The following is a 20,631-nucleotide window of genomic DNA, read 5'->3' as shown; positions in this document are numbered from 1 at the left end:
AGTTCAATAAGTCGGTTAAGAGACCTATGGTTAATTAAATTGATTCATTGTTTTCTGAATGCCTTCACGCACAAAATAAAGTGAGGCATCATGGGCTTTTTGCAAGCCTTCTTCTAAATACTTCTGATCCGTTTTTTTAAATGGTGATAATACAAAATCTACTTGTTTACCTCTTGGAAAATCATTTCCGATTCCAAAACGTAAGCGGGGGAAATCTCGGCTACCCAGCAGATCAATGATGTTTTGTATTCCATTATGACCACCGGCACTGCCCGTGGATCTCAGTCTGACATCCCCTACATCAAGATTTAGATCATCATAAACGATCAGGCAATGGTCCATGTCAGTCTTATATACTGAAAGGGCCTTCCTGACAGCCAAACCACTTCTGTTCATATAAGTGGTTGGCTTGATCAGTATGACATTTCTGCCTCTGTGCCTGCCCTCTGCAACCACAAAAGGCCCGTCACCCGGGCCAAATGTAATAGAAAGTGTCTCAGCAATTGCATCAACAACTTCAAAACCTATATTGTGGCGTGTTCCATCATATTCTTGTCCAACATTTCCTAATCCTACAATAATGGACATGGTTTCGGAACACGTTTATGTTAGTGACTAACTTAGGATTTATTCCTCAGTAGATTCTTCTTCATCACCTTCTTCGCCTTCAACGGCTTCACCTTCAGCAACTTCTTCGCCTTCAGCTACAGCTTCACCTTCGGCTACTTCTTCCTCAGCCGCTTCATCCGTAACTCCGGATACAAGGTTCTCGAGGAAATCGGCTCCTTTTGGAGGACGAATGGTCACAATCGTACGACTCATGTCATCCAATGGGATGATACCTTCAAGATCCAGATCTGAAATATGAAGTGACTGACCGATCTGAAGCGGTGTGATATCCAATTCAAATTCTGCAGGAATTGCTTCTGGCAGTACTCGTATTCTCACAAAGTTCATTGGTTTGAACACACGACCACCATTCTCAACAACACCTTTGGCGTTACCGGTTATCTTGATCGGGACGCGTAGTGTTACCTTATGCTTGTCAGAAAGCACATAGAAATCTGCATGAACAACGCGGTCTGTTACAGGGTCAAACTCTGTTCTCTTCAGTAGAGTTTTAAACGTTTTACCATTTACGGTGAGTTCTTGAAGTTTGGTCTGTGGTTTTCTGAGAATTTTTTCCAGTTCCAATTCATCTACTGAAAAATGAATATTCTCTTCAACGTCTGGTCCATAGAGTACAGCAGGAACACGAAGTTCTTCGCGAAGCGCTTTATTGGCTTGCTTACTGGTCTCTCTGATTGTTCCTTCAAGTTTTACTAATTCTGGGTATGCCATAATGCGTTTACCTTAATCATTAATTATCAAACAGTGCACTGATAGTATCGTTAGTGTGAATACGTTGTATAGCCTCAGCAAAAATGTTCGCAACACTCAGCACTTTTATTTTATCTGAAGGCTGACGAAGCTGAACGGTATCAGTTACTAACAACTCATCAATTGGCGAATCTTCAATTCGCTGAAATGCCGGCCCCGATAAGATCGGATGTGTACAAATAGCTTTAATACTCAGAGCTCCTCTTTCCTTAAGAGCTGCTGCAGCATTTGTAAGTGTTCCGGCAGTGTCGATCAGATCATCGACTATTAACACATTCTTTCCTTTTACCTCACCGATCAAATTCATGATCTCCGATTCATTGGCCTTTGGTCGCCTTTTATCAATAAATGCCAGGGTTGCATCCAGTTTCTTGGAATAAGCCCTTGCCATTTTAAGACTGCCAACATCCGGTGCAACAACCACCAGGTTATTTATCGGATTTGAGGTAAAGTGATCAATAAAAGCCCTGCTGGCATATAAATGATCCAGCGGTATATCAAAAAATCCTTGTATCTGAGCCGCATGCAGATCCATCGTCAGTATTCGGTCTGCTCCGGCCTGTACCAGCAAGTTTGCCATCAGCTTCGAACCAATCGAAACCCTGGGCTGATCTTTACGATCTTGCCGGGCATATCCGAAATAAGGGATCACAGCTGTTACCCGTTTCACAGAGGCACGCTTTGCAGCATCTAGCAGCAACAGTAACTCTATGATATTATCTCCGGGAGGCGGGGTAGACTGTATTACAAAAATATCTTCCCCCCTGATACTCTGCTCATACTTAACATATTGCTCCCCGTCAGAAAATTTCTTAATGGTGACATCACCTAATGATGTTCCATACTCTTCAGCAATTGCTCTCGCTAAAGCCGGGTTACTTGTGCCGGAAAATATCGCCAGAGGAGTGTCCACTATGCAGGCTTTCAGTTCAGGTTATTTAGGAAGATCTGATCTTCCATTTATTGATCAATAAACAAAAAGGATGGCTTTACAGTCATCCTTTCATAAATGTTGTTGCCCGGGGAGGATTCGAACCCCCACTGACTGGACCAAAACCAGCTGTCCTGCCATTAGACGACCGGGCATTTCATGTCATTGACAGACTCCAAAGATAGAAATCACTTTAAAAGCAATCAAGACTGAATCGCATTTTTTAAAACAAAACATTCTGAACACTTCCTTGGCTTGCAATATGATTTCAATTGATGGATAGAACCTAATTTACTGCGATAATCATTCTTATCAAGGTGGAGGGCTTTGAATTTTTTTAGTAACGATCGGGGAATTGGTGATTGCAGATCACTCCATGTTGTGCGAACCTGTTCTTTCAGTTCCTCATGAGAGAATAACATGCCCACTGTGTAGAGCGCAGGAAGAAATACTGTACCAAATAATATTTTAAATCTGGATGACCTTTTAACCTCAGTGTATTCACACAACGGTTTCCAAAGACCAATGCTATCTTTTTTGAGAAACTTATCAAACGGAGTGTTCAGAATTCCGAAAGTTAAATGAACGGCTTCCTTAATTCTTTTTTTAGGGTGATTCTCTGGCCTGACCGCTTTCAGGTTCCAGGTGATATCAGAATTTCCAGAAATCCCGGCAAATTTTAAAGCCAGCATCACTCCTTCACTGGCACTGATGCCATCCCAATTGTTAAGCAGTCTTTCTCCTGTAAGCCTCATTGCCTTCCGGTTGTGGGTAATTCCCAAACCATCCCAAAGAGAAAGGATCAAGGCCTTTTTCCAGGCTTCAGAAGGCAAGACTTCCGGATCATAGAATGAAAGGAAATCATCTGTTTTCTTTTCCAGGTATTCTGAATGGGCCTTTTCAATTTGCTTGTAAAAGACTTTCTCTGATATAAAATTCAGATTGCCTGAACATGGCAAACCCTCTTCATTTTCGAAACTTTTCAAAAAGACCTTTAAGTTCTTTGAAAGGTATGGAGCTAAATTTAGTGTAAAAGGCTTACTGCCGTTTTGGGTGATTACCTGATCAACTTCTCCCTTAACTACAACATGTAAAATAACCGTGTTGTAGTTTTCATCCTGATGATGGCCATGTGTATACCAATCTCTACTCTTTAGGTGCAACTCAACATTTCCATGCCAGATCATTTCACCTATTGCCACCCGGGATGACTTAAAATCAGGGCCATCCGTATTATTGAGTTCACCCAATTCCATGATTTGAATCGGGTGCCCGCACTCGGTTTGTAACCCGTTGTGATCAAAGAGCCCGTTTTGCCAAATCCACTGAAGAAAAGCTTCAGAATATTGGAACCCCCTATCACCCATTCTTGGTGATCTCTTCTATCTCCTCATCTTCTGTAAAGTCAAGATCCTCTGTTGCTTCGTATAGATCTGGCAGGGAATCTTTCATGGATTTTTTTATCCCTTCTGAAAAACGGTCGATCCTTTTTTCACCATCTTCCCTGAGTTTACGACCGGTGGTTTCAAGCCATTGCTTGGTTTCTTCACCCTGATCTTTCACCCATTTCATATTTTCACGGCCGCTTTTTGGTGATAATATCAATCCGGCCAGTATACCGCCTGCAAAAGCGGTGGCTCCAACCAATAATGTTCCAATTCCTCTTTTCATATCTCTCCCTCAATTAGGTTGCGATTAACACTGTTAAGGTAATAATTTTTCGCCAATTTTTTGGTAATGATTTTAACACTAAGTGTAGAAAACATTACCTTAGTTCAAATTTAAAAACAGATTATGAGCAAGCAATATACCTTGATGGATCGGGCAAGAATTGAACGAACGCTAAAACGTTTGGCAATTCAAATTCTGGAAAAATCTTCCATTAATGAAAAATTAGTGATCATTGGTTTGAATGAACGGGGGCTGGCAACAGCTAATGAGATCGCAGCAGATATCTCAGAGATCATTGGTGAGGATGTGAAAGTTAACAACTATAATATTGCAGATAATAACCCGGGTTCTTCTTTGCCGGATTGCAATGATAAGCAGGTGATCCTGGTAGATGATGTGATATTTTCGGGAAAAACCATGTTTGAGGCTTTATCTGCTGTAGCTTCAATTTATGACCCCAAGTCTATAAGTATCGCCGTTTTAATTGATCGTGGTCACAGAAAATATCCTTTATCTGCAGAATTGACCGGAATGACGGTACCAACCAAACAAGGCGAACATATTGAAGTCATGCTTAAAGACTCTAAACTAAAAGAAGCTGTTCTTTTCAAAAACTAACTCCTACAAATCATGAAAAAAATTACCAAATGCATTATCCCACTTTTATTATTCTTAGTATTAAATACTACTGCTAAGGCGCAGAATATCTCAGTACCTGATACGCTTGTAGGTTGGACCCAAACATGGGTGGCAAACCTGAATGGATCTCAAGCTGCCTATAACAATTGGTCACAAGGTGGTGTTAGCACACTAAGCGGGACAGCCTCATCTGTTTTTACTCTTTTATATAGAAAAGACTTATTCAGTTATGGCTTTCGTACGAATCTGAAATACGGTCAATCTAAAGTTAAGGACGAGGGCGTTCGAAAAACGGATGACCTTATTGAACTCAGAAACCGCTTCAATTATAAATTTGCGGAAAACAGTCATTGGTCAGGTTACGGCAACATTAACTTTAGAACTCAGTTCGACAGAGGATTCGAATATAGCACAGAAGTTGGCGTACCCGATGAAATCATTTCTAACTTTTTAGCCCCAGCCTATCTCACACAGGGAATTGGTATTGCCTACAAACCTGAAAACGCCTTCACTTTTGAAGCTGGTTTGGGTTTAAAACAAACCATTGTTACTAAGGATAGCCTTAAATCCTTATATGGTGTAAGCCAGGATAAGAATATACGTGGTGAAGGCGGTTTGACAGCTGGCATCTTTTATGAAAAAGAAGTTTTTGAGAATATTTTATATACCAGTGGTTTAGAGACATTCACTAACTTTTTGATCCCTGTCGATGAAACAGATGTTATCTGGGGCAATGAATTGGTTGGTAAGATCAACAGTATAATAAGCGCGTCTTTTCAGTTTGAATTAAGATACGATAATGACTTTTCAAGTGAAATTCAGATGAAACAGGTTTTGTCTGCAGGAATCTCTGTCAACCTATACTAATGGATTCGCTGTCCGAAAAAACACTTCAAAAAGGCCTGCAACAACTTCATAAATGGGTCGATTCATTTGGTGATTGGGAACAGGATAGCTCACTGAGAGTTTCGGAAGAAAAAACAGGTGAGGTTTTCAATCGTTTGGCCGAACGATTAGAATGTAATTTTCCATTTGAACATCCATCCTATGCTGGACAGATGCTTAAACCTCCCCACCCATTGGCATGGGCAGCATACGCCATGGCTATGTCCATTAATCCCAATAACCATGCCCTTGACGGTGGCCCGCCCTCATCTGAGATGGAAAAAGAAGCAGTGTCAGAATTAGCTCGTTTTTTTGGGTATGGAGATATCTTTCTAGGACACCTGACTGCCAGTGGAACTATAGCGAACCTCGAGGCTCTTTGGATAGCGCGCGAGTCTCACCCTGAGAAAAAGATCGCTTTTTCTGATCAAGCCCACTATACTCACGAACGGATGTGTTCCGTTCTCGGGGTTGGGAATATAAAGATCCCAATTTTAGATGATGGTTCTTTTAACCTGAAAGCTGTAGATCCAAAGGATATAGGAACCATTGTAGTTACCCTGGGTACAACGGGTTTAGGTGATGTGGAGCCATTGGATCAGGTACTTCCATGGGCCAGGGAACATGGTATCAGAATTCATGTGGATGCAGCCTATGGTGGTTTTTTCAGGACATTAAAAGATTCTGAACTGATCAATAGCATGTCATGGCAGCTGATGCAAGAAGCAGACAGCATTGTAGTTGACCCCCACAAGCATGGGCTTCAGCCTTACGGATGTGGTTGTGTTTTATTCAAGGATCCCGGTGTCGGCACCTATTATAAACATGATTCCCCTTATACCTACTTTACTTCAGACGACCTCCACTTGGGTGAGATCAGCCTTGAGTGCTCCCGCGCCGGAGCAGCTGCCGTCGCTTTTTGGACTACCCTGCAATTATTTCCATTAAAAGAGAAGGAAGGATTTGGCCCCATTCTTTCCAAGTGCAGATTAGCTGCATTAAAAATGTATGATTCAACAAGATCCAGCTCTAAACTAAAACCATATAAAAAACCGGAACTCGATATACTGGGGTATTTTCCTAAAACCTGTAATTCTACTTCAGGGATCTCATCACTTTCAAAAAAGATCTTTGAAAAAGGCATGAAGGACCGTTCATTTTACCTTTCCCTGTATAAAATTCCGGTAAAGACATTCGTAAAGCACCATCCCGAATACGAGGTTGACTCTGAAGAGGTTGTCATCCTAAGAAGTGTTTTCATGAAACCGGAGCATGAAAACTTTGCTGATACGTTATTCAATAGAATTGAAAAGAGTTTTTAACAACTTATTTTATGACCACTGATATATTCAAGCTAATCTTCCATCATGATCAGCGACTTGAAGATCTGAGTTCGCCGGTTTCTCCCGATAATCCCAAACAAATGGAATCATCGCTACAGGATTTCATGAAACCGGACCCTACTTACTCACGGTTTTATTTTTCGGGCACTGACCTGCAAAACGAACGTTTTGGGTTGAATGTTCTTTCCTCCTATGAAAAGTTGATCGATGCTATCGAAACGGCTTTTCAGGGCTTCAATTTAATAACCAGGGAAGCTTGTTTTTCCACTTTAAATGAAGCCATAGGATCTTTGAACACAGGTGAAACTATTATCCTTAGTAAAGATAAAGACCTCAATAATATCGATATAGCAGACCTTGAGATCAAAGTGAATGATGAGAGTGGTTACCGAAAAGATCCACTAAAAAAAGCTGTGGACGCCGGACATATCATTATATATAAAGTACAGGCCAAAGATGGTTTTGACCTTCAGATGTTCTCAAGAAAGAATGTGTATCGTGACCTGTTCTACCCACTTCAAAAACTGGTTCCCGACCATTTCCGGTTTTTCAGCATCAATGGCAAAAAATTTAATACCGAACGCCATTTCTATTTCGAAACCTGGACACTGAACCGTCCTCCTCATGGTTTTGAGGAAGTCCACCCTGAGTCTGTGTTATAGTGTTACAGTGTTACAGTGTTACAGTGTTTAGGTGTTAACGTGTTACCGAGAAATCAAACAGTAACACGTTAACACTGTAACACCATCGCACCTTAACACTACTTTTCTACTCCGGGAACTCCCATAGGCTCTGTATTCTGCCACCAGAACGTTGGTAATTCTCTTTGGCGGGGAAACACCTCATTAAGCGTCTCAGCCTCATACATATATCCGTTCTTAAGAATAAACTCAATATCTTTCGAATTGCGGATGTTTTCCAATGGGTCACTGTTGAGGATCAACAGATCAGCCAATTTTCCTTCTTCGATGGTGCCCAGATCAGTATCAAGTCCAATGGCTTCTGCTCCGTGGATGGTCGCCACTTTTAGGATATCATGTTCTGAGATTCCGCCGGCCTGCATCGCCCAAAGTTCCCAGTGATAACCCAATCCCTGTAACTGACCGTGGCTGCCAACTCCGGCCCTTCCTCCGGCTTCAACCAGGTCATTCACAAATATGGCCAGTTCTTCGAATACATGCTCTTCTTCCATAAACCATCCTGCATTACGGCGTCGGGTTCTGTCATCAAGGTTATGATGAGGCATGAACCGCTGAAGCTTAGATTCATCATGAGGGCGCTCTGTGGCATAGTAGTAATTTTCAGCCCATGGACCTCCATAGGCAACCAAAAGGGTTGGCGTATATACTGTTCTTGAAAATGCCACTAAGTCTATCACATCTTTATACAATGGGAAAACGGGGAATGAGTGCTCATGGCCCGGATAACCATCGATCACCTGCGTCAGGTTTTCCTTAAAATCCAGAGAACCTTCAGTAGTAGGCATTAATTCTTCTTCTTTTGAAGCCTGAATGATCCACTGACGCTGCTCACGGTTACCGGCTCCGTACATCTTTATGGTTTTCGTATCGTAATAATCACTGTAACGCTTCATTACCTCACGAGCATGATCCAGGTCTTTAATATTCTCACTGCTAAACACTCCGGGTCCCGTTGAATACACTCTGGGTCCCATTAATTTCCCGGCATGAACCAGGTCCTGATAAGTCAATACATCTGTCGTTGCCGTTTGGGGGTCTCGTGTGGTTATTACCCCATAAGCTAAATTTGTCAAATAACTCCAGAATTCACCTCTGTGTAAATTTACAGGGTGACGGAAGTGAGCATGAGTATCTACAAATCCGGGAATGATCGTTTTACCGGACACATCCTTCACCTCAGCCCCGGATGGAATTTCAACCTCGCCTTTTTCCCCTAGACCAACAATACGGTTATCCTTGACCACCAGATCAGCATTTTCTACGATCTCATCTCCATTCATAGTTATGACCCTTGCACCACGGAGTACCAGAACACCTTTTGGTATATCACGGTCAGCCATTACACTTATACGGAGTTCCAAAGGTTTATATCCTTCATCTTTGGATTCTTCATCGTCATTATTCTGATCGTCCTCTTCAATTCCCTCATCTTTGGAATCCGGATCCGTATCTTCGTTTTTCTTTTCAAGTTCTTTGGCCGCTTTCAGGCTGTCATTATAAACTTCTTCTGCTTCAAGATCATAGATCACATGAGCATTACCGATCGACCAGTGGATCTTAGCTGCGTCCCAGGCCCAAGCAGGAAATTGTCCGCCAATATCCGTTAATTTATTGCTTGGGAATGCACTTGAAGATCCTCCTACACTGATGTTAGGCGCCTCGCCCCCCACCTGTGGAACAGTCACTACAAAAAGATCTGTTCCGATCTGTGCCAGTGCCTTATCTCCCTCAGGGGCCATTCGTATCCAGGATGCATTTCCACCACCGCTTCGGCTCACTTCCAGATGTTCTTTCTCATCTGTTCCATCCCATCTGATGGACGTCAATCCACCCCAGCTTGACAGATAGATCCGGTCAGATCCTTTTACAAAATGAGGATTAGACCGGCCGTTGGTGTAGGCTATAAAATTATTCTCACTGCCATCCGCATCGATCCAGACAAGATCACTTGTTCCCTGAAAAGCCGACCTTTGTGTTGCATTCCGAAAATCCTGTGGTTGACCTTTGATCACCACGATTCGGTCTCCGGCATTATTCCAGACCGGCTCCTGAAATACGCCTTCTTCTTCATTTAATTGCTGAAGACTTCTGCCATTAGGACGCACTTTATAGAGTTTTCCTGTTTCCGGTGTCCAGGTAACAAAAGCGATCCATTCACCATCGGGCGACCAAACCGGCTGAGCTTGTGTTTCATCCAGATCAACCAGTTTACGTGGTTCACCATCCGGTAATTCCATGGTATAGATCTCGTTCAAGGCCGTAAATGCAATTTTATTACCATCAGGTGAAGGAACTGCATCTCTTATCTGAGTGACCTCAAACTGAGGGGTATCCTCGATCGGATAGTCAAAATCCAACTCAGGACCAAGTTCTATGGACCCTTTTACTCTGAATGGGATCTCTACGGCATCGCCTCCATTAATTGGAAGTTTCCAGATCTTGCCACCATAGGAGGTTACAACATGCTTATTATCGGGAGTGAATGACATTCCGGGCAATACATCTCTTGAGGCTCTTGATTCCTGATCGTCATGCTGAACAGGATAGGCCAGCCAGCTTTCATCACCGGTAGCAAGTTCACGTTTTACCAGTCCGGTATGTTCATCATGGCGGGTTCCATATACCAACCATTTCCCATCGTTTGAGAGTGTGGGCCGAAATGAAGAGCCGTATCGATTACTCTGAGTTGTAATTTCTCCTGTTTCTCTGTCATAGGTAGCAATTTGATACTGAGGAAGAGAAGCATTGTAATTCCACGTTCCAGAACGTCTTGAAAACCATACATAACGATCATCTGCCCCAAAAGCTCCTTCGGTCATTCGAAGATTACCGGGGTCATCCACCAATGGTGTTCCGGACCCTCCTTCTACGTGATATAACCATATCTTATGGTTGCCTGGATCATCTTTGGAGGCTATTACATACTTACCATCAGGAGTCCATTCCGGTGATTGATACTCATTATCTTTGCCTTTAGTTAGTTGCTCACTTTCCTCAGTTTCAACATCGTAGATCCAAACTCCTTCTCCACCTGAAGCATCAGATATAAAAGCGATCTTGCTGCCATCAGGACTGTAGCGAGGCTGACTATCAAACTGCATTCCTTTTGTTATCTGAATTGCGTCCCCTCCTGATATGGGAAGCGTGTAAAGATCCCCCAAAAAATCAAAAACAATAGTTTCGCCATCGGGACTTACATCCAATGAGATCCACGAACCTTCGGTCAGATCAAAGGAAAACTCACGACCGGGCTCCAGGGGAAGTTCATTTAATTTTTCTGTTTCTGTAGTATCAGCACCTGAATCATCATTCTGTGCAAAAACAGGACCAGTTGTGAACACAACAAATAGACTGATAAATATTAGCTTGGTGACAAAAGAGATGGTATCAAACAATTTCATAAGGCATTATTCGTGGTTAGTAATGGGAATCAGGACAAGCTAAAAAAATTGAACCATCCACCCAATGCTTTTACAATTATAAACAAGTAAGAATGCCACAATTAACCACAAATTGAAGCCTTCCATTGGCTTTCAGAAATGTTATCTTCCTCAAAAATTCTCATCTATGACATTTATAAAAAAACTTCAGAAATCTATATCAAAAACAGGTTCGACTCTCTGTGTGGGTTTAGATCCTAATTTGAACCTACTCCCTAAGCCTGTAAAGGAACAATTTGATACCCCTGAAGAGCAGGTAGCCTACTTCTGTAAACTCGTCATTGATTATACATCAGAATATTGTGCAGCCTTCAAACCAAACCTTGGTTTTTTTGAGGCTTTAGGTTCCAGCGGACTTTCGGTTTTTAAAGAGGTCATTTCCCATATTCCGGATGACAAGATCATCATAGCCGATGCCAAACGCGGTGATATCAGCTCCACAGCTGAACATTACAAAATTGCATTCTGGGACGCTTTTGAAGTGGATGCCATCACATTGAATCCACTCATGGGCTTTGAAACACTAAATGCTTTTTCAAAAGATGATCAAAGAGGTATTTATGTATTGACACTGACTTCCAATCCCGGAGCAGATGATTTTTTTAAAAAACCATTTTCAGGATTTGATATGATGAGTCAGTATATAGCCGATGAATTGAATAAAAGGTCCGATTTTTCCGGTTCTCATCTTGGCATGGTCATTGGAGCTACACAGGCAAGTGAAGCAGAATCTGTGATACGTTACCACCAGCAGGGGGCATTATTGATTCCAGGAGTTGGAGCTCAGGGAGGTTCAATAACTGAACTGGCCCATACACTTAAAGACCACGATGGAATACCGCTCATTAACTCCAGCCGTGGCATCATCTATGCCGGAAAGGATGAAAGTAATTGGCCTGAGCACGTTGCAAATGCAGCCAAAGAAATGAAACAGAATTTAAGTCAGATAACATCTCAATATGTCTAATATACCTGAAGTAATAGTTTATACAGATGGCGCATGCAGTGGCAACCCGGGCCCCGGTGGATGGGGAGCCATTCTCAGGTGGAATGGAACACAGAAAGAACTTTCAGGTGGACACCCCCAAACCACTAATAACCGAATGGAAATGCAGGCTGTGATCGAAGCGCTTAAGGCACTCAAGAAACCCTGCCTTGTCAAGATCCATAGCGATAGTGCTTTGATCATCAATGCCTTTGAACAGGGCTGGATCAAAAACTGGCAGAAACGAGGCTGGAGAAAGTCCAATAAGAAACCGGTTGAAAATAAAGAGCTATGGCAGGAAATGCTTAAAGCCATGCAACCGCATGAAGTTGTTTGGATAAAGGTCAAAGGACACTCGGGTATCGAATTGAACGAACGCGCAGACCAGCTGGCGGTAGCTGCTTCGCAGCGAATTCAAAATTAAAGATTACAAATGGTCTCAGAGATCCGCCAATTTTAAATTTTTCATTTTGAATCTTTAATTCACGAAAGTGAAGAAAAAGGTACCAGATCAATATCATCAAATTGGCCTAAATCAGCCTTCATTTTTCCGGTTATTGCGATCATGGCAGCATTATCAGTGCAATAGCTGATTTTTGGTGAATATAACTGTATACCTATGTCATTTGCCATATTTTGGGATTTTTCCCGAAGCATGGAATTCGCTGAAACCCCCCCTGCAAGCAACACAGTTTCTACCCCGGTTAGCTCGATCGCTCTTTTCAGTTTTTTCACCAAAACTTCCGCAATAGCAAAAGAAACACTGGCACAAATATCATTTAGATGATCTTTGATCCAGCCTTCTTCCTTATCCTTTAAATAATACAGCACACTGGTTTTTAATCCTGAAAAACTGAAATCAAGTCCTTCATGGAGTAACGCTTGCGGAAATTTATGGAATTTCGGATCTCCTTTCCTGGCTAACTTATCCATATGAGGTCCGGCAGGATAGGGAAGGCCCAACAACTTACCGATCTTATCAAAAGCCTCCCCTGCAGCATCGTCCCGGGTTTCACCGATGATCTCATGATCAAATGGAGATCTTACATGAACTAATTGCGTGTGCCCCCCGGATACAGTGAGGGCGATCAGCGGAAACTCCGGCTGATGATCTATAAAATTCGCATAAATATGTGCATCCATATGATTCACACCGATCAGGGGAATATTTCTCGAAAGTGCCAGTCCCTTGGCAAAACAAATTCCCACCAACAGTGACCCGAGCAAGCCCGGTCCCTGGGTTACGGCAACAACTTCGATCTCGTCAATGGATGTATCACCTTCCTGCAATGCCTGTTGTACAGTTTGTGTAATGGTCTTTTGATGAGCCCGAGAAGCTAATTCCGGTACTACACCACCAAACTGAAGATGTATAGACTGTGAGGCAATGATATTGGATTGGATACCCTGATCAGTTAAAATTGCCGCAGATGTGTCGTCACAAGATGATTCAATAGCTAAAATGTTCATACTTTAAAGATACGAATATTGGGTTTGAATGACATGTGAAATGGAACACGGATGACACGGATCGAGCGGATTTTCGCAGGTTTGCAATTATTTCTTTCCTTTCCGTGATTATCCGCATCATCTGAGTTATCCGTGTTCTATTCCTTAAATCACATTAGCCTAAAACAAAAAAATCCCGCCCCGGATAGCCGGAACGGGATTTCAAATTTATCGAGAGTAAGTGAGAAAACTCAGCTTACTTCTTGTCGTCTTCGTCATCAACTACTTCATAGTCGGCATCAACGGCATCATCACCGCCTTCTGCATCATCGGAAGTGGGTTGCCCCTGAGCGCCGGCACCTTCAGCACCTGCAGCTCCGCCGGTAGCAGCTTCTTCCTGAGTAGCTTTATAGATCTCTTCAGAAGCACCGGACCAAGCTTTATTTACAGCTTCAATAGCTGCATCGATCTCGTCCATGTTTTCTTCTTTATGAGCTTTTTCGAGGTTTTCGACGGCCTCTTCAATAGCTTTCTTGTTGTCATCAGAGATCTTATCACCGTATTCGTCAAGTTGCTTCTTGGTTGAGAAAACCAGACTGTCTGCCTGATTTAATTTCTCAACACGCTCTTTGATCTGCTTGTCTTCTTCTGCATGCTCTTCGGCAGCTTTCTTCATTTTTTCGATCTCCTCTTCGGAAAGTCCTGAAGAAGATTCGATACGAATACTTTGCTCTTTTCCGGTTCCTTTGTCTTTCGCGGTAATGTTCAACACACCGTTTGCATCAATATCGAATGTGACTTCGATCTGAGGCACACCGCGTGGAGCCGGAGGAATCCCATCCAGGTGGAAACGTCCAAGCGTTCTGTTATCCTGGGCTTTGGCACGCTCACCCTGCAATACATGGATCTCTACGCTTGACTGATTATCAGCTGCGGTAGAAAATACCTGTGACTTGCTGGTTGGGATCGTGCTGTTTGACTCGATCAATGGAGTCATAACGCCACCCATAGTCTCAATACCAAGAGTAAGCGGGGTCACGTCCAGAAGAACAACATCTTCAACATCTCCAGACATCACTCCACCTTGAATAGCCGCTCCTACAGCAACTACCTCATCAGGATTCACTCCTTTGCTTGGGTCTTTGCCAAAGAAAGCTTTTACTTCTTCCTGAATTTTTGGAATTCGGGTTGATCCACCTACAAGGATTACCTGATCAATGTCAGATTTACTCAATCCGGCATCATCAAGAGCTTTCTTGCAAGGATCGATAGATCGTTTTACCAGATCATCAACCAATTGCTCAAATTTGGCACGGCTCAAGTCAATGTTCAGGTGTTTTGGCCCTGAATCGGTAGCCGTTACAAATGGCAGGTTGATGTTGGTTTTCTGTGAGCTTGAAAGCTCGATCTTGGCTTTTTCAGCAGCATCTTTCAGTCGCTGCATAGCCATTGGATCCTTACGAAGGTCAATACCTTCATCCTTCTTAAATTCATCTGCAAGGAAATCAATGATGCGCTGGTCAAAGTCGTCACCACCAAGGTGAGTATCACCATGGGTTGACTTCACTTCAAATACACCATCACCAAGCTCCAGGATAGAAACGTCAAATGTACCGCCACCGAGGTCATATACTGCAATGGTCTGGTCATCATCTTTTTTGTCCAATCCGTAAGCCAATGAGGCAGCGGTTGGCTCATTGATGATACGCTTCACTTCCAGTCCGGCAATTTTACCGGCTTCCTGAGTAGCTTTACGCTGGGCATCATTAAAGTAAGCAGGAACCGTAATAACAGCTTCCGTTACTTTCTCGCCTAAATATTCTTCAGCTGTTTGCTTCATCTTCTGTAGCACCATTGCTGAAATTTCCTGAGGCGCATATTTTCGGTCTTCGATCTCAACACGAGCAGTACCGTCATCGCCTTTCACTACTTTATACGAAACCTGCTTGGTCTCATCTTTAACCTCATTGAACATGCGTCCCATGAATCGCTTCACGGAGGCTACCGTCTTATCCGGGTTGGTGATCGCCTGTCGTTTTGCTGGAGCACCTACCAGTCTTTCTCCATCTTTGGAGAATGCTACAACAGAAGGAGTCGTTCTTCCACCCTCACTGTTCTGAATAACCACCGGCTCACCGCCTTCCATTACGGCCACGCATGAGTTGGTTGTTCCTAAGTCAATTCCTATGATTTTTCCCATTGGTCTGTTCTGTTTTACTTTTTGCTGTTATAAATATTCTTGTCTTTTCTTTCCGTGCCGACGCAGAGCGTCAGGCACGAGTCTTAATTATTATTTTATTACACCATCCTCGCTACGATCGCTCTGCGTCGTAGCGAATATCATTAGTCAATATGTTATTTTACCGGAATGGACTGTGAGTCCTTCAACGCCTCCGATTTGGGCATGGCGATCGTCAATACACCATTTCTGAAACTGGCAGAAACTTCTGCCGCATTCACATTCTGTGGAACGGCAAACGCACGGGCAAATGCACCGCGTCGTCGTTCCTGTCTTTTAAATTCTTCACCGTCTCCGGCTGTGATCTCACGTTCACCTTTAACCGTCAGCACATTGTTCTTCAGAGAGATCCCTATTTCTTTTTTTGATAGCCCCGGCAGATCCAGCATGATCTTATACTCGTCCTCACTTTCCAGGATATCGCAATCGGGAGCAAAATCTTTTTCATCATTGGCCAGTGGCACCACTTTCTCCACAAACTGCTGAATGTCCTTCCCCAGCTTGGACAAGTGCCGCTCAATTTCGATACCAAATTCTGTAAAATCTCCCATGTGCGTAATGGTTTATTCAAATTCACTAGTAGATAAGCAATACCAATGCCAACTTTAGAAGGGCGTATCAAAACTGACGTAATGACCGACGTATTGTCAGAAGTAATGGATGAAATAGCGATTAGTAAATGAAGAGACTTAAAATTACACTCAATTCACATAATTACTCGTCACTTTATCATATTCTCACTTTCTTAAGATCTTCCCAAAAGGTAGGATAGGAAACTGCGGCACATTCTGCGTCATTGATCTTGCTTTCACCCGTACCTTTCAGGGATAAAACCGCAGCAGCCATGGCTATGCGGTGATCGTGGAAGGATTCGAATTTAGCAGATTGAAAAGTGAATTCAGGATCACCATGAATGATGAGCCCGTCTTCTTGCTCTTCAAAATTGGCACCCACGGCATTCAGCATTTTGGACATGGCCATGATGCGATCGGTTTCTTTGTGTCGGAGTTCTCCCGCACCGGTTATCACAGAAGTCCCCTCAGCACATAACATCGCAACCGAGAGGATAGGTAATTCATCAATACAGTTAGGGATGATCTCAGGGGCTATCTGAATGGCTTTAAGATCAGAACCTTTTACAATTACATCACCCACCGGTTCAGCCCCTTCCATGTGTTCATTCTCAATGATAAGGTCAGCTCCCATATCGCCCAAAATATCAAGTAGGGCATTTCGTGTAGGATTCAATCCGACATTTTGAATCTTGATCTCAGCATCGTTTTGAATGGCACCGGCCACCAGCCAAAATGCAGCCGCGGAAAAGTCTCCGGGAACAGTATAACTTTGTTCCGGAACCTCATCAGCAAGACTGGCAGAAATGATCTTTTTTCCATTTTCTCGCTGTTGATCCAGATTCAGGAGCCGCTCTGTGTGGTCGCGACTTGGCAGTGTTTCAATTACCCGGGTTACTTTCTCTCCAAACAACCCAGCCAGTAAGATACAGGATTTGAGCTGGGCACTTGGAACCGGCAGTTCAAAATCTATCGGCCTCAACGGTTCAACCCTATTGATGAACAGTGGTGCATAAGCCGAGTTACGGGCCAGGATATGTGCCCCCATATCTTCAAGCGGCTCAATAATACGTGTCATGGTTCTGCCACATAATGAAGAATCTCCAATTAATTTGGCAGAGACTCCTGCTCCTACCAAAACCCCTGAAAGTAACCGCATTGCCGTACCTGAATTCCCACAATCCAGATCCTGTTTTGGCTCCAAAAGGCCATTCCTCCCTTTTCCCTCGATGATGAGGTCTCCCGAATCCTCTTTTACAATGGCACCCAACTGCTGTACGCAACGAAGGGTGCTTTGCGGATCCTCGGCTTGAGAAAAATTTCTGATCCTTGATTTGCCATCATAGAGCAATGAAAAGATAGCTGCTCTTTGAGAAATTGACTTATCGGGAGGAAGTTGCAGAGTTCCTTTTAATGAACCGACACCGCTAACAGTTTTGATCATAGGTCAGCTTGATCTAGTAATGCCCGTGCTCTTTGTTCAGCTTCAGTTCCGGGATAGGTATCAATAAGGGAATTAAGGATGGTCATGGCCTCTCCTCTGTTACCCATTCTAAGATGACACTCAGCACTGTTGTACATGGAACGGGATACCCAGGTGTCAAAAGCTTCAAAAAGTACTTTTACTTTCCCGTACTCTTCAATAGCTGCATTATATTGTTCCTGTTTCTGCAAGATCTCACCTAAGTAAAATTGTGCTTCGGCTCCCACTTCAGTCGTACTTTGCTCAGCTATGGGTTCAAGATAAGATGTTGCTGTTTCGAAATAACTTTGCTGAATAGCCACTTTACCTAACCCGACTTTAGCCGATTCGCTGTTTGGATTTATTTCCAATGCCGATTCAAATTCTTCCTTGGCCTTGGCAACCTGATCACGGGCCAGACTTGCCCTACCCATACCAACCAAAGCTTCCTGTCTGAACCGTGGAGAACTCTCAAATAATTCTGCATAGTTTGCATGCGACTCAGCATAAGCTCCTTTTTCATAATTCAACGTGCCCAGTGAGGTAAGTGCTGACGAAGCCATTTCATCGTCCGGAAATTCATTCACTATGGTTCGATACGTCTCTATGGCCTGATCTATCTGGGCAGTTTGCCGGTAGGATTCAGCCAGATTAGAATAGGCTTCGGGCATAAGATCTTCAGAGTTGGTCACTCTTAAATATTGACGGAATTCACCGATAGCATTTTCATAATCCCCACGCTGAAAGACATTCAATGCCTGTCGATAGCGAAGTTGATCTGCCGTTTGGCTTGCAGGATTATCACTCAGGAAATCTTCAAGAATGGCAGAACTGCTGTCTGTTCTTCCGGCCGATAATTGGGCAAACTGAATACCATCGATCGCTTCAATGATATAGTTACTTCTGGGATAATCATCCAATACTTTCTGATAGGCAGCGATCGCCTGTTCATACTCACCCGCATTGTAATAAGCATCGCCAATGTTATATTGTGATCGTGCTGCCCATTCCGTTCCGGGGTACTTGTTGATCACGGTCTGAAATTCTTCAATTGCCTGAGAATAATTATTCGTGTTTAAATAGATATAGGCGATGTTATACTGAGCCTGTTCACGCAGCCTGCTAAAAGGATAAATGCGCAATGTTTTTCTGAAGTTTGACACTGCTTCAAAAGTTCTTCCTGCACGATAATAGCTGTTGGCAACCTGAAACATCGCATAATCACCACCCGGTTCAGCACCAATAGCCCGATTATAACTTTCAATGGCATCACGGTACCGCCCCAGTGCATAGTAAGCATCACCAATTCTTAACTGAACATCCGTATCGTAGGGGAATAAAGCCGTTTCAGGAGCTTCATAATTTTCAAGAAAATCTCTCAGGGGTTGAACCGCCTGCTCATATTGTCCCATCTGAAAGTGACTCCATCCCAAAGAATATAAAGCCGCTCCCATCATATCGGAATCCGAATAATTTTGAGTGTAGATCCTGAAGCGTTGAGCCGCATTATTAAACTGATTCATTTTATAGTAACTATCTGCACTCCAGAATAAAGCTTCCCGACCGGTTTCCGAATTCGGCGAACCTGTATAAACCATTTCAAACAGAGGTTGTGCCTGTTCGTAAGCCTGGTTTCTGTATAAGATCCATGCTTTTTGAAATGTTGCCTGCCGCTTTAATGCCGGATCAATATTTGCAACATTTTCTGCTTCCTCAAAAGCTTGAATAGCCCTGGTGTATTCAGCATTCGCAAAAAATGCTTGCCCCAGCATTGTATAGATCTTACCCGGATCTTCAAGTTCCACATCACTTCTCACCAATTCCAGTAATACCTCTATGGACTCTCCATAGCGAGAAGCTTCAAAAGCAGAGATCGACCATTCATAATACGCCCGTTCAACCCAAAGTCCGGTTTTGAACCGATCACCAAAATCCCTGAAGGAATTGATCGACTTCCCATATTGACCACCCAGCTTTTCATTGACCGCCTTATAGTATTGAGCCTTTCTGGCTAATTCATCCTCACCAATTGAAGCACGTCCAAAAGACTCAGCCGCCCAATGATAGATTTCCTGTTTATGATACACCCATCCTAAACCGTAATGAGCAATTCGTTCTTCAGGAGTTCCTTTGGTGAGGTTTATATATCTGAGATATGTCTTTGAGGCTTCATCATACATTCCCAGGTAATTCTGACTTTCTCCGATCAGAAAAACAGCTTTTCTTAAAGATTCATCCTCCAGGTATGGCAAAGCAGATTGTAAAGCCTCGATCGCATCCTCGTATCTTCCCTGTTGATAATAAGATTCTCCCAAAGCAGTACCTACCCGCCTGGTGATCTCACTGTTGGGATATCGTTCCTTTAGAACTTCAAACGCCTCAGAGGCTGCCGTGTACTGTTCCTGACTTAGAAATAATCTCCCGCGAGCATATAATGCTTTGGGTGCCCACTCAGATCTTGGGTAGTTTTCTGCAAGCTCCATAAAATATCCCCTGGAGTCCTCATAATCCCCATTTTCAGCGGCTGCTTCTGCTATCCAATACATGGTTTCAGCCCCGTCCTTATCCCCCATCCAGGAATCCACAGCATTCTGATAGTAGCTTATAGCTGTCTCATATTCCCCGTTTTTGACAAAGCGATGGCCAAGGTCTCTCAATAATCTTTCAGACAATTCGTGTCCGGTATGCTCTATCACAAATTCCTTGTAATAGGTTTCAATGTTTGAAGAGTCGGTTCCCGTTTTAGCTCTTGTTAGAAAATAATCAGCAGATATTGACAATTCGTGCCCGGGGTAATTCCGACTGAACTGTTCGAGTATTGAAGTAGCTTCTTCAAAAAAACCTTTTTCATACAGGTCAACCCCTTCCTGATACAAATCGGTTGAAGGACTTTGAATATCCTGGGCGTTTAAACCGGACGTCATTAATAAAATA

General features: G+C 43.1%; 17 protein-coding genes and 1 tRNA gene. 6 read left to right on the top strand and 12 right to left on the bottom strand.

Features of this window, described 5'->3' with window-relative positions; translation table 11 throughout:
* Positions 1-30: 30 nt before the first annotated feature.
* The 6 genes from pth to AC13FX_RS08780 all read right to left on the bottom strand — a co-directional run bounded on the left by pth (position 31) and on the right by AC13FX_RS08780 (position 3,982).
* Entirely contained in the window at positions 31-588 is a 558-nt protein-coding gene (gene pth / locus AC13FX_RS08805) for an aminoacyl-tRNA hydrolase (protein ID WP_482880197.1), read from the bottom strand.
* Between the two features lie 39 nt (positions 589-627).
* Positions 628-1,341 (bottom strand): 50S ribosomal protein L25, encoded by a 714-nt coding sequence (locus AC13FX_RS08800; protein WP_482880196.1) that lies wholly within the window; start codon positions 1,339-1,341, stop codon positions 628-630.
* A gap of 19 nt (positions 1,342-1,360) precedes the next feature.
* Positions 1,361-2,293, bottom strand: coding sequence for a ribose-phosphate diphosphokinase (locus tag AC13FX_RS08795; protein ID WP_482880195.1), 933 nt, complete (start codon positions 2,291-2,293; stop codon positions 1,361-1,363).
* A 102-nt stretch (positions 2,294-2,395) separates the two neighbouring features.
* A tRNA-Gln gene (locus AC13FX_RS08790) sits at positions 2,396-2,466 on the bottom strand.
* A 48-nt stretch (positions 2,467-2,514) separates the two neighbouring features.
* Positions 2,515-3,678, bottom strand: a complete 1,164-nt coding sequence (locus AC13FX_RS08785) for a DUF2851 family protein (RefSeq protein ID WP_482880194.1) — start codon at positions 3,676-3,678, stop codon at positions 2,515-2,517.
* Positions 3,671-3,982, bottom strand: a complete 312-nt coding sequence (locus AC13FX_RS08780; protein WP_482880193.1) for a YtxH domain-containing protein — start codon at positions 3,980-3,982, stop codon at positions 3,671-3,673. The genes AC13FX_RS08785 and AC13FX_RS08780 overlap by 8 nt, the downstream gene beginning before the upstream one ends.
* A gap of 123 nt (positions 3,983-4,105) precedes the next feature.
* Between AC13FX_RS08780 and AC13FX_RS08775 the strand changes: the two genes are divergently transcribed.
* The 4 genes from AC13FX_RS08775 to AC13FX_RS08760 are packed head-to-tail and all read left to right on the top strand — an operon-like array spanning position 4,106 to position 7,511.
* Positions 4,106-4,600 (top strand): phosphoribosyltransferase family protein, encoded by a 495-nt coding sequence (locus AC13FX_RS08775; protein ID WP_482880192.1) that lies wholly within the window; start codon positions 4,106-4,108, stop codon positions 4,598-4,600.
* Positions 4,601-4,612: 12 nt separating this feature from the next.
* Entirely contained in the window at positions 4,613-5,488 is an 876-nt protein-coding gene (locus tag AC13FX_RS08770; protein ID WP_482880191.1) for a DUF3078 domain-containing protein, read from the top strand.
* Positions 5,488-6,828: a pyridoxal phosphate-dependent decarboxylase family protein gene (locus tag AC13FX_RS08765; RefSeq protein ID WP_482880190.1), complete on the top strand. Its 1,341-nt coding sequence runs from the start codon at positions 5,488-5,490 to the stop codon at positions 6,826-6,828. The genes AC13FX_RS08770 and AC13FX_RS08765 overlap by 1 nt, the downstream gene beginning before the upstream one ends.
* An 11-nt stretch (positions 6,829-6,839) precedes the next feature.
* A complete protein-coding gene (locus tag AC13FX_RS08760; RefSeq protein ID WP_482880189.1) occupies positions 6,840-7,511 on the top strand; it encodes a hypothetical protein in 672 nt (223 codons plus the stop codon).
* Between the two features lie 98 nt (positions 7,512-7,609).
* Here AC13FX_RS08760 and AC13FX_RS08755 read toward each other — a convergent pair whose 3' ends face one another.
* Entirely contained in the window at positions 7,610-10,951 is a 3,342-nt protein-coding gene (locus tag AC13FX_RS08755) for an amidohydrolase family protein (protein WP_482880188.1), read from the bottom strand.
* Between the two features lie 166 nt (positions 10,952-11,117).
* On the opposite strand from AC13FX_RS08755, the gene pyrF reads away from it, so the two are divergent.
* Positions 11,118-11,957 carry an orotidine-5'-phosphate decarboxylase gene (pyrF, locus tag AC13FX_RS08750; RefSeq protein WP_482880187.1) on the top strand — a complete coding sequence of 280 codons (840 nt, stop codon included), beginning with the start codon at positions 11,118-11,120 and terminating at the stop codon, positions 11,955-11,957.
* Positions 11,950-12,399: a ribonuclease HI gene (rnhA, locus tag AC13FX_RS08745; RefSeq protein WP_482880186.1), complete on the top strand. Its 450-nt coding sequence runs from the start codon at positions 11,950-11,952 to the stop codon at positions 12,397-12,399. The genes pyrF and rnhA overlap by 8 nt, the downstream gene beginning before the upstream one ends.
* Before the next feature lie 59 nt (positions 12,400-12,458).
* On the opposite strand, the gene tsaD is transcribed toward rnhA, so the two are convergent.
* From tsaD to AC13FX_RS08720, 5 genes are all read right to left on the bottom strand, one after another.
* Complete coding sequence (gene tsaD, locus AC13FX_RS08740; protein WP_482880185.1) at positions 12,459-13,445, bottom strand: tRNA (adenosine(37)-N6)-threonylcarbamoyltransferase complex transferase subunit TsaD; 987 nt, start codon at positions 13,443-13,445, stop codon at positions 12,459-12,461.
* A gap of 235 nt (positions 13,446-13,680) precedes the next feature.
* On the bottom strand, positions 13,681-15,624 hold the full coding sequence (dnaK, locus tag AC13FX_RS08735; RefSeq protein WP_482880184.1) for a molecular chaperone DnaK: 1,944 nt from the start codon (positions 15,622-15,624) through the stop codon (positions 13,681-13,683).
* Between the two features lie 155 nt (positions 15,625-15,779).
* Complete coding sequence (locus tag AC13FX_RS08730; protein WP_482880183.1) at positions 15,780-16,214, bottom strand: Hsp20/alpha crystallin family protein; 435 nt, start codon at positions 16,212-16,214, stop codon at positions 15,780-15,782.
* A 178-nt stretch (positions 16,215-16,392) separates the two neighbouring features.
* Complete coding sequence (gene aroA / locus AC13FX_RS08725; RefSeq protein ID WP_482880182.1) at positions 16,393-17,679, bottom strand: 3-phosphoshikimate 1-carboxyvinyltransferase; 1,287 nt, start codon at positions 17,677-17,679, stop codon at positions 16,393-16,395.
* The gene (locus tag AC13FX_RS08720; protein WP_482880181.1) at positions 17,676-20,621 is read right to left on the bottom strand and encodes a tetratricopeptide repeat protein; all 2,946 of its coding nucleotides are present in this window, start codon (positions 20,619-20,621) and stop codon (positions 17,676-17,678) included. The genes aroA and AC13FX_RS08720 overlap by 4 nt, the downstream gene beginning before the upstream one ends.
* Positions 20,622-20,631 lie beyond the last annotated feature (10 nt).

The sequence above is a fragment of the Gracilimonas sp. B-17 genome (assembly GCF_056857935.1).
This window is presented reverse-complemented; position numbering and strand designations above follow the sequence as displayed.